The organism is Streptomyces sp. NPDC096310 (assembly GCF_044763125.1).
Classification (GTDB): Bacteria; Actinomycetota; Actinomycetes; order Streptomycetales; family Streptomycetaceae; genus Streptomyces.
This window is the reverse complement of the sequence record NZ_JBIWFO010000008.1, coordinates 204,774-219,989: the sequence shown is the minus strand read 5'-3', so window position 1 is coordinate 219,989 and position 15,216 is coordinate 204,774. Positions and strand designations below refer to the sequence as shown.

Here is a 15,216-nt window from a genome sequence, read left to right as displayed (position 1 = left end):
CGCCCGTACGGAACTGATCCACGGATCTGATCACAGAACTGATCACGGATCTGATCACGGATCTGATCACCGACCGATCACCGACTGACACCGCTCTGCCGAGGAGGCCGGGACCATGGCCGGAGAACCGCAGGCCGACTGCCTGTTCTGCAAGATCGTCTCGGGGGAGGTGCCGGCGACCATCGTGCGCGAGAGCGCGACCACCGTCGCCTTCCGGGACATCAACCCACAGGCGCCGACACATGTCCTGGTCATTCCCCGGGCGCACTACCCGGACGCCGCCACCCTCGCCACCGCCGAACCCGCCGTCGCCGCGGACATACTGCGCGAGGCCGCGGCCGTCGCCGCCGACGACAAGGCGGACACCACCGGCTACCGCGTCGTGTTCAACACGGGCTCCGGCGCCGGCCAGACCGTCTTCCACGCGCACGCCCACGTACTGGGCGGACGCGGCCTCAACTGGCCTCCCGGATAGACGCCTTGTCCGTACGAGAACTGGTCGTGCTGGGCACCGCCAGCCAGGTGCCCACCCGCCACCGCAACCACAACGGCTATCTGCTGCGCTGGGACGGCGAGGGGCTGCTCTTCGACCCGGGCGAGGGCACCCAGCGCCAGATGGTGCGCGCGGGCGTCGCCGCGCACGACATCAACCGGATCTGCGTCACGCACTTCCACGGCGACCACTCGCTCGGTCTCGCCGGGGTCGTCCAGCGCATCAACCTCGACCAGGTGCCGCACGAGATCACCGCGCACTACCCGGCGAGCGGCCGGCGCTTCTTCGAACGGCTGCGGTACGCGACGGCCTACCGCGAGACCGTCGCGCTGACCGAGGCGCCGGTCACCGGCGACGGCGTCCTCGCGCGCACCCCGGCGTACACCCTGGACACCCGCAAGCTCTCCCACCCCGTCGAGGCGTACGGCTACCGCCTCACCGAGCCCGACGGGCGCCGGATGGACCCCGTACGGCTCGCCGCGCACGGCATCGCGGGCCCCGACGTGGGGAGGCTCCAGCGCGAGGGCGCGCTCGACGGCGTCACGCTGGAGCAGGTCAGCGAGGTCCGGCGCGGCCAGCGGTTCGCGTTCGTCATGGACACCCGGCTCTGCGACGGGGTGTTCGCGCTCGCCGAGGGGTGCGACCTGCTGGTCATCGAGTCGACGTTCCTGGACGAGGACGAGCGGCTGGCCACCGACCACGGCCACCTCACCGCGGGCCAGGCGGGCCGGGTGGCGGCGGAGTCCGGTGTACGGCATCTCGTGCTGACGCACTTCTCCCAGCGCTACAGCGAACCCGACGCCTTTGAGCGGCAGGCACGGGCCGCGGGCTTCGAAGGCGAACTGACGGTCGCCGCCGACCTCGTACGGGTGCCGCTCCCCAAGCGCTGACAGGGGCGGCCGCCCGGCGTGTCCGGTGGGGCCCCGCCGATCGGGCAGACTGTCCGGATCCGCACGCGATCGGGAGCCCGCCGTGATCACACCCAACGGAGACCCGCTGGACCACCTGGACCACCTGGACCGCCCGGGGCCCGTGGCCCCGGGACACACCGCGCTGGAACACTCGGCCCATGTCGACCCGCTGGGGGCGCTGCGCGCCCCCGACGACCCGGAGTACGACGTCTACCTCACGGGCACGGTCTTCCTCGACATCATCTTCACCGGCCTGGACAGCGCCCCCGTACGGGGCACCGAGTCCTGGGCCAGGGGCATGGGGTCGAGCCCCGGCGGCATCGCCAACATGGCCTCGGCGCTGGCCCGGCTCGGGCTGCGCACCTCGCTCTCCGCCGCCTTCGGCGACGACCACTACGGCGAGTACTGCTGGGACGCGCTGGAACGGGGCGAGGGCATCGACCTCTCGCGCTCGCGCACCGTGCCCGGCTGGCACTCCCCGGTGACCGTCTCCATGGCGTACGAGGGCGAGCGGACCATGGTCTCGCACGGCCACGAGGCCCCGCCGCCGGAGGGCGCGCTGCCCGAGTGCCCGCCCCGGGCGCGGGCCGCCGTCGCCGCGCTCACGCCCGGGCGGCGCGACGAGTGGATCGCCCACTCCGCACGCCACGGGAGCCGGATCTTCGCCGATGTCGGCTGGGACGACACCGGCCGCTGGGACCTGGCGGGACTGGCCGACCTGGAGCACTGCGAGGCGTTCCTGCCCAACGCGGAGGAGGCCATGCGGTACACCCGTACGGACTGCCCCAGGGCCGCCGCGCGGGTGCTCGCCGAGCGGGTCCCCGTCGCCGTCGTCACGCTGGGCTCGGAGGGCGCGTACGCCGTGGACGGGGCGACCGGCGAGACCGCCGAGGTCCCGGCGATCGCGGTGGCCGCGCTCGACCCGACGGGCGCGGGCGATGTCTTCGTCGCCGGGTTCGTCACCGGCACGCTGGCCGGCTGGCCGCTCGCCGACCGGCTGGCCTTCGCCGGCCTGACCGCCGCGCTCTCCGTCCAGGAGTTCGGCGGCTCGCTCTCCGCGCCCGGCTGGTCGGAGGTCGCGGCCTGGTGGAGCTACGTCCAGGGCTCGCCCGAGCAGGACCCGGCGGCGCTGCGGCGCTACGCCTTCCTGGCGGAGCTGCTGCCCGCGCCGAGCCGGCCGTGGCCGCTGCGCAGGGCCGTCCCGACGATCGGATTCGGCCGCTCGGGCTGAGGGTGCGGCGGTGAGGCGCGGGGGGTTCGTGAGCAAGGCGCGGGGAAAAGCCCTAGGGCCTTGTCAGTGCGGGGTCGTACGCTGGTACTCCAGAGGTTGTCGAGCGGCGAGAACCCTGCAACGGGAGGTATGCGCAGGCCACAGGGCCGGCCCATGACTCAGACACCTACAGTCCAGACCCCCGCGCCCGACCGGGACCCCGCGTCGGACCGCACACCCGCGCCGGAGCAGGCACGCGCCCGGTGGACCGTCCCCGCCAAGCACCCGATGGTGACGGTCCTGGGCTCCGGAGACTCCCTGCTGCGAGTGATCGAGAAGGCGTTCCCGGCCGCCGACATCCATGTCCGGGGAAACGAGATCAGTGCGAGCGGCAGCGCGGTGGACGTCGCGCTGATCCAGCGCCTGTTCGACGAGATGATGCTGGTGCTCCGCACCGGTCAGCCGATGACGGAGGACGCAGTGGAACGTTCGATCGCCATGCTCAGGGCGAGCGAGAACGGCGGCGCGGACGGTCCCGAGACGCCCGCCGAGGTGCTCACCCAGAACATTCTCTCCAGCCGTGGCCGGACGATCCGGCCCAAGACCCTCAACCAGAAGCGGTACGTCGACGCGATCGACCGGCACACGATCGTCTTCGGCATCGGCCCGGCCGGTACGGGCAAGACGTATCTCGCCATGGCCAAGGCGGTCCAGGCGCTCCAGGCCAAACAGGTCAACCGGATCATCTTGACCCGGCCCGCCGTCGAGGCGGGGGAGCGGCTCGGCTTCCTGCCCGGCACGCTCTACGAGAAGATCGACCCGTATCTGCGCCCGCTCTACGACGCGCTGCACGACATGCTCGACCCCGACTCGATCCCGCGGCTGATGGCGGCGGGCACGATCGAGGTCGCGCCGCTGGCGTACATGCGCGGACGCGCTCAGCCGGTCTTCACCAAGGTGCTGACGCCCGACGGTTGGCGCCCGATCGGTGAGCTTGAGGTGGGAGACCTGGTCATCGGGTCGAATGGAGAGCCAACGCCCGTTCTGGGCGTATATCCGCAGGGTGAGAAGGACATCTACCGCCTCACAGCCCAGGACGGAGCGTCGACGCTGTGCTGTGGCGATCATCTGTGGACTGTCAGGACGGCGTCCGACCGTCGTCGCGACAGGCCGTGGCGGGTCCTTGAAACAAAAGAGATGATCGGCAATCTCCGCGCAGCACATGCCCGACGGTACGAGCTGCCTCTGCTGACCACCCCGGTGTGCTTCCCCGCGCGGGAGGTCCCCATGGACGCCTATGCTCTGGGCCTGTTGCTGGGCGATGGCTGCTTGACCGGCCGCACCACACCTGGCTGCGCCACGAACGGCCCGGAACTCGCCGCAGCACTGGAGACCGCGCTTCCGGGAGTCGGCGTACGGCATAGGGGCGGAGTTGATTATGCTCTGAACCGGGTGAAAGCGCCTGGTGACGTCGTCACCCTGGAAAACCCTGTCACGCGGGCTCTGCGGGCTTTGGACCTGCTCGGTACCAGGTCCCAGACGAAGTTCGTACCGGATGAGTATCTGAGGAACAGTGCTGACGTCCGTCTGGCGCTGCTGCAGGGATTGCTGGACGCTGACGGCGGACCTGTGGTTCAGGCCGATCGGACATGCCGGGTTCAGTACAGTACGACATCGATTCTGCTCCGCGACGATGTCATCGCTCTGGTGCAGTCGCTGGGTGGTGTCGCATACAGCCGCCGCAGGGCCGCCGCAGGCCGTATGCCGGGGAAGGCCCGTGGTAGGGAAGTCCATCACCGCGAGGACTCGCACGTCATCGATATCCGACTTCCCGAGGGTGTCGAGCCTTTCCGGCTGGCCCGTAAGCGGGAGAGGTACCTCGCGGCCGGGGGTGGCGGGCGGCCCATGCGCCATATCGACAGCATCGAACCCGCCGGTCGGGAGGAAGCGGTGTGCATCCAGGTGGCAGCTGCGGATTCTCTGTATGTCACCGAAGACTATCTGCTGACGCACAACACCCTCAATGACGCGTTCATCATCCTGGACGAGGCACAGAACACCAGCCCCGCGCAGATGAAGATGTTCCTGACGCGCCTCGGCTTCGAGTCGAAGATCGTCATCACCGGGGACATCACCCAGGTCGACCTCCCGGGCGGCACGAAGAGCGGTCTGCGCCAGGTCCAGGACATCCTGGAGGGCGTGGACGACGTGCACTTCTCCCGGCTCACGTCCCAGGATGTCGTACGGCACAAGCTCGTCGGCCGTATCGTCGACGCGTACGAGCAGTACGACAGCGACAACGGGAAGTAGACCAGAGCGCACCATGTCGATCGACGTCAACAACGAGTCAGGCACCGAGGTCGACGAGCAGGCGATTCTCGACACCGCCCGCTACGCGCTCGCCCGGATGCGCATCCACCCGCTCTCCGAACTGTCGGTGATCGTGGTGGACGAGGCCGCGATGGAGCAGCTCCACATCCAGTGGATGGACCTGCCGGGGCCGACGGATGTCATGTCCTTCCCGATGGACGAGCTGCGTCCGCCGGTCAAGGACGACGAGGAGCCCCCGCAGGGGCTCCTCGGTGACATCGTGCTCTGCCCGGAGGTCGCCAAGCGGCAGGGCGAGGAAGCGCCGACGCAGCACTCCATGGACGAGGAGCTTCAGCTCCTGACCGTCCACGGGGTGCTGCATCTGCTCGGGTACGACCACGAGGTGCCGGAGGAGAAGGCCGAGATGTTCGGCCTCCAGGCGGCGATCGTCGACGGCTGGCGCGCCGAGCGGGGGCTCACCGGCCCGTCGCCCGCGCCCACGGTCTCGTGACCGCGCAACTGATCGTCGGGGCCGTCGCGCTGGTCGTCGTCGCCTGGCTCGCCGCCTCCGCCGAGGCGGGCATCGCCCGCGTCTCCAGCTTCCGGGCGGCCGAGGCCGTACGGTCGGGGCGGCGCGGCGCGGCCAAGCTGGCCCAGGTCGCCGCCGACCCCACGCGCTATCTCAACGTGGCCCTGCTGGTGCGGGTCGCCTGCGAGATGGCGGCCGGCGTACTGGTCACCTACGTCTGCCTGGAGCGCTTCCAGGAGACCTGGGCGGCGCTGGTCGTCGCCATCGGCGTGATGGTCCTCGTCTCGTACGTCGCGGTGGGCGTCTCGCCGCGTACGATCGGCCGCCAGCACCCGCTGAACACGGCCACGGCCTCCGCGTACGTCCTGCTGCCGCTGGCCAGGATCATGGGCCCGATCCCGCAGCTCCTGATCCTCCTGGGCAACGCGCTCACCCCCGGCAAGGGGTTCCGCAAGGGCCCGTTCGCCAGCGAGGCCGAGCTGCGCGCCATGGTCGACCTGGCGGAGGCGGAATCGCTCATCGAGGACGACGAACGCCGGATGGTGCACTCCGTCTTCGAACTGGGGGACACCCTCGTACGGGAGGTCATGGTCCCGCGCACGGACCTCGTCTGCATCGAGCGGTACAAGACGATCCGTCAGGCGCTCACCCTGGCGCTGCGCTCGGGCTTCTCCCGCATCCCGGTGACCGGGGAGAACGAGGACGACATCGTCGGCATCGTCTACCTCAAGGACCTGGTCAGGAAGACCCACATCAACCGTGACTCCGAGGCCGACCTGGTCTCGACGGCGATGCGCCCGGCGGCGTTCGTGCCCGACACGAAGAACGCCGGTGATCTGCTGCGCGAGATGCAGCAGGAGCGCAGCCATGTCGCGGTCGTGATCGACGAGTACGGCGGCACGGCCGGGATCGTCACCATCGAGGACATCCTGGAGGAGATCGTCGGCGAGATCACCGACGAGTACGACCGCGAGCTGCCCCCGGTCGAAGAGCTGGGCGACGGCTCCTACCGGGTCACGGCCCGGCTCGACATCGGAGACCTCGGGGAGCTGTTCGGCCTCGACGAGTACGACGACGAGGACGTGGAAACGGTCGGCGGCCTGCTCGCGAAGGCCCTGGGCCGCGTCCCCATCGCGGGCGCCACCGCATGCGTCGAACTCCCCGACGGCCGCACCCTGCGTCTGACGGCCGAATCCCCGGCCGGCCGCCGCAACAAGATCGTCACGGTCCTCGCGGAACCGGTCAAGGCGGAGGCCCCGGCCCCATGACGGCCCGCGCGCTGACGGCCGGGGCGCTCCGTTCGTTCTGCCTGGACCTGAACGGCGCCTTCGAGGACACCCCGTTCCCGCGCAACCAGGACCTGACCGTCTTCAAGGTCGGCGGCAGGATCTTCGCCTTCTGCGCCCTGGGGGAGACCCCGCTGAAGGTCTCCCTCAAATGCGACCCGGAGGAGGCGCTGCGCCTGCGGGAGACCCACGAGGCGATCGTCCCCGGCTGGCACCTCAACAAGCGCCACTGGAACACGGTGACGGCGGCGGACCTGCCGACGCGGATGGTCCGCGAGCTGATCGAGGACTCCTACGACCTGGTGGTGGCGGGCCTCCCGAAGGCGGCACGCCTCCGCCTGGACCGGCCGTAGCGGCCGACCCGGGCCCTGAGCGTGCTCAGCACTGCGCCGACCGCAAGGTTTTGAGGTCGACCACCGTGAATGCACGCAGCCGCATCACGAGTTGTCCGGCCGGACCCAGCGGATGCGGGGGTCGTCGAAGGCCACCCCGGCGACATCCACCGGAACCGGGGACGGGTACCCGGGGCGGTAGAGCGCGCCCCGTACGCCCACCGGACCGAAGTCGCGAACGCCACCACACACTGTTCGCGCAGGTGGGGGCAGGCACGTACGGACTTCACCGCGCACGGCACGCACAATGGAGGGTGGGTCGTGGCCAGCCCCTCGGAGGAGCGCAGATCTTCCTCGACTCCGCGTCGTACGTGCTGGAGTACGACTTCAACGCGTAGCGCGGGATGCTTATGCTCGGAGCATGACACGGACCACCGACAGCGCCGACGCCACCGACCTCGACCCCGAGGACCGCAAGATCATCACTCTGGCCCGTTCCGCTCGCGCCAGGAACGGGGTGCCCGAAGGGGCGGCCGTGCGGGACGAGACCGGGCGGACGTATGTCGCCGGGAGTGTGGAGCTGGACTCCCTCAGGCTGAGCGCGCTGCGGACCGCCGTCGCGATGGCCGTGGCCAGCGGGGCCACCTCGCTGGAGGCGGCGGCCGTCGTCACCGACGCCGCGACCGCGTCCGACGAGGACCGTGCCGCCGTACGGGACCTCGGCGGGCCCGCGACCCCGGTCCTGGTGGCGGGCGCGGACGGTGCGCTGCGGGTGACGGTCACCGCGGGATGACGAGCGTACGCGGCGCGGTGGGCGGGGCGTTTACGGGTCGGCTGGTCGGCGGAGGGTGAAGGATCGGGGAGAATGGGCGCCATGAGCGCTCGTACCTCCTCTCCCGAGACTCCTTCCGAGTCGGCCGAAGCCCCCCACCGGGCCGGCTTCGCCTGCTTCGTCGGTCGCCCCAACGCGGGCAAGTCCACCCTCACGAACGCTCTGGTCGGCCAGAAGGTGGCCATCACCTCGAACCGGCCGCAGACCACCCGGCACACCGTGCGCGGCATCGTGCACCGCCCCGAGGCGCAGCTCATCCTGGTGGACACCCCGGGCCTTCACAAGCCGCGCACCCTGCTCGGCGAGCGGCTGAACGATGTCGTACGGACGACCTGGGCCGAGGTCGACGTGATCGGCTTCTGTCTGCCCGCCAACGAGAAGCTGGGCCCCGGCGACCGGTTCATCGCCAAGGAGCTGGCCGGGATCAAGAAGACGCCGAAGGTCGCCGTCGTCACCAAGACCGACCTCGTCGACTCCAAGACGCTCGCCGAGCAGCTCATCGCGATCGACCAGCTCGGCAGGGAACTCGGCCTGGAGTGGGCGGAGATCGTCCCGGTCTCGGCGGTCGGCGACCAGCAGGTCGGCCTGCTGGCCGACCTCCTCGTCCCGCTGCTCCCGGAGAGCCCGCCGCTCTACCCGGAGGGCGACCTCACCGACGAGCCCGAGCAGGTCATGGTGGCCGAGCTGATCCGCGAGGCCGCGCTGGAGGGCGTACGGGACGAGCTGCCGCACTCGATCGCGGTCGTCGTCGAGGAGATGCTGCCGCGTGAGGACCGCCCGGCGGACAAGCCGCTGCTCGACATCCACGCGAACGTGTACATCGAGCGCCCGAGCCAGAAGGGGATCATCATCGGCCCCAAGGGCAAGCGGCTCAAGGAGGTCGGGACGAAGTCCCGCAAGCACATCGAGGCGCTGCTCGGCACGCCGGTCTTCCTCGACCTGCACGTCAAGGTCGCCAAGGACTGGCAGCGGGACCCGAAGCAGCTGCGCAAGCTCGGGTTCTGAGCCTCCAGGGACTCAGGCGCCTTCCTTCAGGACTCTGGAGATCAGTTCCCGCTGCGCGTCCGTGAGATGAGGGTCCGCGCAGTGGACCGTGCGGCCGTCGACCGTGATCGTGTAGGCGAAGCCGTCCGGGACCCCGGCGCGTGAGGCGGGGCCGTGGCTGGTGAGGGCGCGGTGGGCGAGGGCCTGCCAGTGGGTCGCGTCGGGGAGCGGGGCCGTGTCGATCTCGGCCGTTCGCTCGATGCCGGCGAAGCCGCCCGTACGCCGTACTTGGATACGCATGGGTCCTGTCTAGTACGTGACGGGCGGCGGCAGTAGCCGCCGCCCGTGCCGGTGCCGAAGTCGCCGGTGCCGAGGAGGTCAGGCGGTGGGGACCCCGACCTGGGACCACGCCTTGACCACGGCCTCGTGCTCCGCCGCGTCCCCGTAGCGCTCCCGCGCCGCCGCGACCGTCAGCTTGGCGAAGTCCGCGAAGTCCGCCTCGACGTCAAGGTCGCCGCCGGTCAGCACGTCGAACCAGATCTGGCCCGCACGCTCCCACGCCTTGCCGCCGAGCCGGGTCGCCAGCAGGTAGAACGCGTGGTTCGGGATGCCGGAGTTGATGTGCACCCCGCCGTTGTCGCGGCTCGTCCGTACGTAGTCGTCCATCGTGGCCGGCTGCGGGTCCTTGCCGAGGGCATCGTCGTCGTACGCCGTGCCCGGGGCCTTCATGGAGCGCAGCGCCACCCCCTGGACACGTGGCGCGAGCAGTCCCTCGCCGATGAGCCAGTCCGCCTGGTCCGCGGTCTGTTCCAGCGTGTACTGCTTGACCAGCGAACCGAAGACGTCCGACACGGACTCGTTGAGCGCACCGGACTGGCCGTAGTAGGCGAGGTTGGCCGTGTACTGGGTGAGGCCGTGCGTCAGCTCGTGGCCGATCACGTCCACCGGGAGCGTGAAGTCGAGGAAGATCTCCCCGTCGCCGTCCCCGAAGACCATCTGTTCGCCGTCCCAGAAGGCGTTCCCGTACTCCCGGTCGTAGTGCACGCTGGCGGTCAGCGGCAGCCCCGCGCCGTCCAGCGAATCACGGCCGTACGCCGAGAGCAGCAGCTCGAACGTCGAGCCGAGACCGGCGTACGCGCGGTTGACGGTGGCGTCCTGGCCCGGCTCCGCGCCCTCCTCGCGGACCTTCGTGCCGGGCAGCGCCGTACCGTTGCGGCAGTCGTAGATGGTGCGGTGGGGGGTGCCCGTCGCGGCGTCCTCCGCCGCCGCGGCGGTCCTGAGCGGCCCCGCGGCGATGGTCAGCCGGCGGCGGGTGCGCTGCGCGGAGTCCGCCTCAAGGGTGCGGCGGGCGGGCCCGGAGACCACGGGGTCGTCGGCCTGCGCGAGCTTGTCGAGTACGTGCGGCGGCACGATGGTGCAGAAGACCGGTGTGATGGCGTTCATGACTGCAATGTGGCAGCCCGTCGCGGGTCTGTCACTCATTGCGACAGTCTTTGCTGAAATGGAGTGATCCGGGCCGGTACGGCCGTGACGCGTTCCGTATGCTGATACGGAGCCGCACGTGCACCGCGTCTCGGTTACGCTGCTACGCACCATGCGTTTCGGGCTGCTTCTCCTTAGCTGCCGCGGCGAGGGCCTGTAGTCGTAGGCCGACCCCCTCCCCGCGGAGTCTGGCGTTGCGGTGATCACGCCCCGTCGGCCGTCCCAGTGGACACACGAGGAGCCCTACGCAATGTCTGCACCTTCCGTCGGTCGCCCCACGCCCATCACCAACGCGACCCACACCCAGCGCCCGTCCGGGATGCCGATCCACAAGTACGGCCGTTACGAGGCCGTGGACATCCCCGACCGCACCTGGCCGGACAACCGGATCACCGTCGCGCCCCGCTGGCTCTCCACCGATCTGCGCGACGGCAACCAGGCGCTGATCGACCCCATGTCGCCGGCGCGCAAGCGCGAGATGTTCGACCTGCTGGTCCGTATGGGCTACAAGGAGATCGAGGTCGGCTTCCCCGCCTCCGGTGAGACCGACTTCGCCTTCGTACGGTCGATCATCGAAGAGGGCGCGATCCCCGAGGACGTGACGATCTCCGTCCTGACCCAGGCGCGCGAGGAACTGATCGAGCGCACCGTCGAGGCGCTGCGCGGCGCCCACCGCGCCACCGTCCACCTCTACAACGCCACCGCCCCCACCTTCCGCCGGGTCGTCTTCCGCGGCACGAAGGAGCAGGTCAAGCAGATCGCCGTGGACGGCACCCGGCTGGTGACCGAGTACGCGGAGAAGATCCTCGGCCCGGAGACCATCTTCGGCTACCAGTACAGCCCGGAGATCTTCACCGACACCGAGCTGGACTTCGCCCTGGAGGTCTGCGAGGCCGTCATGGACGTCTGGCAGCCCGAGGCCGGCCGCGAGATCATCCTCAACCTGCCCGCCACCGTGGAGCGCTCGACGCCCTCCACGCACGCGGACCGCTTCGAGTGGATGTCCCGCAACCTCTCCCGCCGTGAGCACGTCTGCCTGTCCGTGCACCCGCACAACGACCGCGGTACCGCCGTCGCCGCCGCCGAGCTGGCGCTGATGGCCGGCGCCGACCGGATCGAGGGCTGTCTGTTCGGCCAGGGCGAGCGCACCGGCAACGTCGACCTGGTGACGCTGGGCATGAACCTCTTCTCGCAGGGCGTCGACCCGCAGATCGACTTCTCGCGGATCGACGAGGTCCGCCGTACCAGCGAGTACTGCAACCAGATGGAGATCCACGCGCGCCACCCCTACGTGGGCGACCTGGTCTACACCTCCTTCTCCGGCTCCCACCAGGACGCCATCAAGAAGGGCTTCGACGCCCGCGAGGCCGACGCCGCCACGCGCGGCCTGTCGGTCGAGGACGTCGAGTGGGCCGTGCCGTACCTGCCGATCGACCCGAAGGACGTGGGCCGCTCCTACGAGGCGGTCATCCGCGTCAACTCGCAGTCCGGCAAGGGCGGTATCGCGTACGTCCTGAAGAACGACCACAAGCTGGACCTGCCGCGCCGGATGCAGATCGAGTTCTCCCGCATCATTCAGGCCAAGACCGACGCCGAGGGCGGCGAGGTCACCCCCGCCCAGATCTGGTCGGTCTTCCGCGACGAGTACCTGCCCAACGCGGAGAACGCCTGGGGCCGGGTCCAGCTCCGCTCCGGCCAGTCCACGACCGACACGGACGGCAAGGACACCCTGACCGTCCAGGCCGTCGTGGACGGTACGGAGACGGTGCTGACCGGCACCGGCAACGGCCCGATCTCCGCCTTCTTCGAGGCCCTGGCGGCGGTCGGGGTGGACGCCCGGCTGCTGGACTACCAGGAGCACACCATGAGCGAGGGCGCGAGCGCGCAGGCCGCCTCGTACATCGAGTGCGCCATCGACGGAAAGGTGCTGTGGGGCATCGGCATCGACGCCAACACCACCCGCGCGTCACTCAAGGCGGTCGTTTCCGCCGTCAACCGCGCGACGCGCTGATCCGCCGGGGCGCCGCCCCGCGCCCCGCGCTGACCTGAGCGTTCTCGGACCCCGCCCTGGTACGCAAGGGGCGGGGTTCGGCCATGTCGTGGCGATCTCACGCCACGGTGCTGACGGCACCTCGAAGATGTGGCTAACATCACGTCAACGCGGCGGCTCTGCGGTCCCATTCACCGAACAGGGGGCAGAGACGCGGTGCAGTGCAGCGCAACGAAGCGTTGCCGGGGCGTGACGGAGGTGCGCGACGTGCTGCCAGCTCAAGGACCACGCGGCCGAAAACCGCGCCTCTGTGGCATTCGTACGTCGTGGACCACGGTCGGCGACGGGGAGTTCTTCTGCCCCGACTGCGGTGGCGACCGCAACTACCGGCGCCGTACCGGCCGTCGCCGCTTCACCGTGCTCGGCATCCCGCTGCTCGCCCGCGGCTGCGCGGGCCCCGTCGTCGAGTGCGCCGCCTGCCACGCCCACTTCGGCACGGACGCCCTGGACCACCCCACCACGCTCCGGTTCTCCGCGATGCTGCGCGACGCCGTCCACACGGTCGCGCTCGCGGTCCTCGCGGCCGGCGGCACCTCGTCCCGTACGGTCCGCGAGACCGCCGTCCTCACGGTGCGCGCGGCCGGGTTCGAGGACTGCACGGAGGACCGGCTGACGGACCTGGTCGAGGCGCTGGCCGCCGACACCGGCCGCTTCGTCATCGACGCGGGCCCCTTCGGCGCCGCGCTCGCCATCGAACTCCACGAGGCGCTGGAGCCGCTCGCGCCGCACCTCGCCCCGGCGGGCCGGGAGTCGATCCTGCTCCAGGGCGCCAGGATCGCCCTGGCGGACGGGGTCTACAGCCCGGCGGAGCGCGAGGTGCTGAGCATCGTCGGCGGCGCGCTCCAGCTCCGCGCGGACGACACGGCGCGCCTGCTGCTGGCGGCGTCGGGCACGCCCTCCTGAGGGCCCCGCGGTGCCGCGTACCCGCCCGTACGCGTCCCCGGCACTTCCGTACGTACGGGAAAGCGGCGCCCGCGCATGCGCGAGAATGGCGGCATGAGTCTGTTCCGGGACGACGGCGTCGTGCTGCGCACCCAGAAGCTCGGTGAGGCCGACCGCATCATCACGCTTCTGACCCGCGGCCACGGCCGCGTCCGCGCCGTCGCCCGGGGGGTGCGCAGGACCAAGTCGAAGTTCGGGGCCAGGCTGGAGCCGTTCTCCCATGTCGACGTGCAGTTCTTCGCGCGCGGCAGCGAGCTGATCGGGCGCGGTCTGCCGCTGTGCACCCAGAGTGAGACCATCGCTCCGTACGGTGGCGGGATCGTCTCCGACTACGCCCGCTACACCGCCGGCACCGCGATGCTGGAGACCGCGGAGCGGTTCACCGACCACGAGGGCGAACCGGCCGTCCAGCAGTACCTGCTGCTCGTCGGCGGGCTGCGGACCCTCGCCAGGGGGGAGCACGCGCCCCATCTCATCCTGGACGCCTTCCTGCTCCGCTCCCTCGCCGTCAACGGGTACGCGCCGAGCTTCGACGACTGCGCGAAGTGCGGGCTGCACGGCCCCAACCGGTTCTTCTCCGTGGCGGCGGGCGGGGTCATCTGCGGCGACTGCCGGGTGCCCGGCAGCGTCGTACCCTCTGCTGAGGCCGTCGGACTGCTCAGTGCGCTGCTGACCGGGGACTGGACAACGGCCGACGCGTGCGAGGCGCGCCATGTCAGGGAGGGCAGCGGGCTGGTGTCCGCCTATCTGCACTGGCATCTGGAGCGCGGCCTGCGCTCCCTCAGATACGTGGAGAAGAACTAGCTCGGACAGCGAAGAGCTGAGCGAGGAACGAGGAGACGAGAAGCGCATGGCACGACGCGGAATCATGGGACGCTCCCGCCGCGAGTACAAGACGCCTGAGCCGCATCCGTCGGGGGCGACGCCGCCGAAGATCCCCGGCGAGCTGGTGCCGAAGCACGTGGCCTGCGTCATGGACGGGAACGGCCGCTGGGCCAAGGAGCGCGGGCTGCCGCGCACCGAGGGCCACAAGGTGGGCGAGGGGGTCGTCCTCGACGTGCTCAAGGGCTGCCTGGAGATGGGCGTGAAGAACCTCTCCCTGTACGCCTTCTCGACCGAGAACTGGAAACGCACCCCTGACGAGGTGCGCTTTCTGATGAACTTCAACCGCGATGTCATCCGGCGCCGCCGCGACGAGATGGACGAGCTGGGGATCCGGATCCGCTGGGTCGGCCGGATGCCCAAGATGTGGAAGTCGGTCGTCCAGGAGCTCCAGGTGGCCCAGGAGCAGACCAAGGACAACGACGCCATGACGCTCTACTTCTGCGTCAACTACGGCGGCCGTGCGGAGATCGCCGACGCGGCGCGGGCGCTCGCGGCCGATGTCGCGGCCGGCAAGCTCGACCCGGGCAAGGTCAACGAGAAGACGTTCGCGAAGTACCTCTACTACCCGGACATGCCGGACGTGGATCTCTTCCTGCGGCCGAGCGGTGAGCAGCGTACGTCCAACTACCTGATCTGGCAGAGCAGTTACGCGGAGATGGTCTTCCAGGACGTGCTGTGGCCGGACTTCGACCGGCGGGACCTGTGGCGGGCCTGCCTGGAGTACGCGGCCCGGGACCGACGCTTCGGCGGGGCGCTGCCCAACGAGGCGGGCGACGTGGACATCCCGGAGCAGGCCGAGCAGGCCGAGCAGGTCTAGCGCGGGCCGAGCGGGTCTGGTGCGGGCCGGGCAGGTCCAGTGCGGGCCGGGCGGATCTGGTCGAGGCGGACGCGCGGGGGGGGGGGGGGCCGGGGGCGGGACCGCGGGCCCCACCACCCCCCCCGCCCACAGCGCCGAAGCCCGCACCCCCCC

Annotated in this window: 15 protein-coding genes; 13 read left to right on the top strand and 2 right to left on the bottom strand. The window is 70.5% G+C overall.

Translation table 11 applies throughout. The annotated features are described in order from the left end of the window. The first annotated feature begins 115 nt into the window (after positions 1-115). The 9 genes from ACIQ7D_RS18725 to era all read left to right on the top strand — a co-directional run bounded on the left by ACIQ7D_RS18725 (position 116) and on the right by era (position 8,908). Positions 116-475: a histidine triad nucleotide-binding protein gene (locus ACIQ7D_RS18725; protein WP_403938803.1), complete on the top strand. Its 360-nt coding sequence runs from the start codon at positions 116-118 to the stop codon at positions 473-475. A gap of 5 nt (positions 476-480) precedes the next feature. Further along, positions 481-1,383, top strand: a complete 903-nt coding sequence (locus ACIQ7D_RS18720; protein ID WP_403938801.1) for a ribonuclease Z — start codon at positions 481-483, stop codon at positions 1,381-1,383. Between the two features lie 142 nt (positions 1,384-1,525). Next, on the top strand, positions 1,526-2,635 hold the full coding sequence (locus ACIQ7D_RS18715) for a carbohydrate kinase family protein (protein WP_403938866.1): 1,110 nt from the start codon (positions 1,526-1,528) through the stop codon (positions 2,633-2,635). A 153-nt stretch (positions 2,636-2,788) separates the two neighbouring features. Then, positions 2,789-4,924: a PhoH family protein gene (locus ACIQ7D_RS18710; protein ID WP_403938799.1), complete on the top strand. Its 2,136-nt coding sequence runs from the start codon at positions 2,789-2,791 to the stop codon at positions 4,922-4,924. Positions 4,925-4,937: 13 nt separating this feature from the next. Further along, complete coding sequence (gene ybeY / locus ACIQ7D_RS18705) at positions 4,938-5,435, top strand: rRNA maturation RNase YbeY (protein ID WP_384990546.1); 498 nt, start codon at positions 4,938-4,940, stop codon at positions 5,433-5,435. Continuing rightward, a complete protein-coding gene (locus ACIQ7D_RS18700; protein ID WP_403938797.1) occupies positions 5,432-6,721 on the top strand; it encodes a hemolysin family protein in 1,290 nt (429 codons plus the stop codon). The genes ybeY and ACIQ7D_RS18700 overlap by 4 nt, the downstream gene beginning before the upstream one ends. Positions 6,722-6,732: 11 nt before the next feature. Further along, positions 6,733-7,092, top strand: coding sequence for an MmcQ/YjbR family DNA-binding protein (locus ACIQ7D_RS18695; RefSeq protein WP_403938864.1), 360 nt, complete (start codon positions 6,733-6,735; stop codon positions 7,090-7,092). Positions 7,093-7,492: 400 nt separating this feature from the next. Beyond that, positions 7,493-7,864 carry a cytidine deaminase gene (locus tag ACIQ7D_RS18690; RefSeq protein ID WP_403938795.1) on the top strand — a complete coding sequence of 124 codons (372 nt, stop codon included), beginning with the start codon at positions 7,493-7,495 and terminating at the stop codon, positions 7,862-7,864. A gap of 72 nt (positions 7,865-7,936) precedes the next feature. Beyond that, positions 7,937-8,908: a GTPase Era gene (gene era, locus ACIQ7D_RS18685; protein WP_403938793.1), complete on the top strand. Its 972-nt coding sequence runs from the start codon at positions 7,937-7,939 to the stop codon at positions 8,906-8,908. Positions 8,909-8,920: 12 nt separating this feature from the next. Here the strand turns inward: era and ACIQ7D_RS18680 are convergent, their stop codons facing one another. Both ACIQ7D_RS18680 and ACIQ7D_RS18675 read right to left on the bottom strand, forming a co-directional pair. Further along, complete coding sequence (locus tag ACIQ7D_RS18680) at positions 8,921-9,187, bottom strand: protealysin inhibitor emfourin (RefSeq protein WP_403938791.1); 267 nt, start codon at positions 9,185-9,187, stop codon at positions 8,921-8,923. A 78-nt stretch (positions 9,188-9,265) separates the two neighbouring features. Then, positions 9,266-10,330, bottom strand: coding sequence for a M4 family metallopeptidase (locus ACIQ7D_RS18675; RefSeq protein WP_403938789.1), 1,065 nt, complete (start codon positions 10,328-10,330; stop codon positions 9,266-9,268). Positions 10,331-10,619: 289 nt separating this feature from the next. Between ACIQ7D_RS18675 and leuA the strand changes: the two genes are divergently transcribed. The 4 genes from leuA (at position 10,620) to ACIQ7D_RS18655 (ending at position 15,063) form a co-directional block, all read left to right on the top strand. After that, positions 10,620-12,380, top strand: coding sequence for a 2-isopropylmalate synthase (gene leuA / locus ACIQ7D_RS18670; RefSeq protein WP_403938787.1), 1,761 nt, complete (start codon positions 10,620-10,622; stop codon positions 12,378-12,380). A gap of 246 nt (positions 12,381-12,626) precedes the next feature. Then, complete coding sequence (locus tag ACIQ7D_RS18665; RefSeq protein WP_403938785.1) at positions 12,627-13,322, top strand: TerB family tellurite resistance protein; 696 nt, start codon at positions 12,627-12,629, stop codon at positions 13,320-13,322. Positions 13,323-13,415: 93 nt separating this feature from the next. Then, positions 13,416-14,165: a DNA repair protein RecO gene (recO, locus tag ACIQ7D_RS18660; RefSeq protein ID WP_403938783.1), complete on the top strand. Its 750-nt coding sequence runs from the start codon at positions 13,416-13,418 to the stop codon at positions 14,163-14,165. 46 nt (positions 14,166-14,211) lie between these two features. Further along, positions 14,212-15,063, top strand: coding sequence for an isoprenyl transferase (locus tag ACIQ7D_RS18655; protein ID WP_403938781.1), 852 nt, complete (start codon positions 14,212-14,214; stop codon positions 15,061-15,063). Positions 15,064-15,216: the final 153 nt, after the last annotated feature.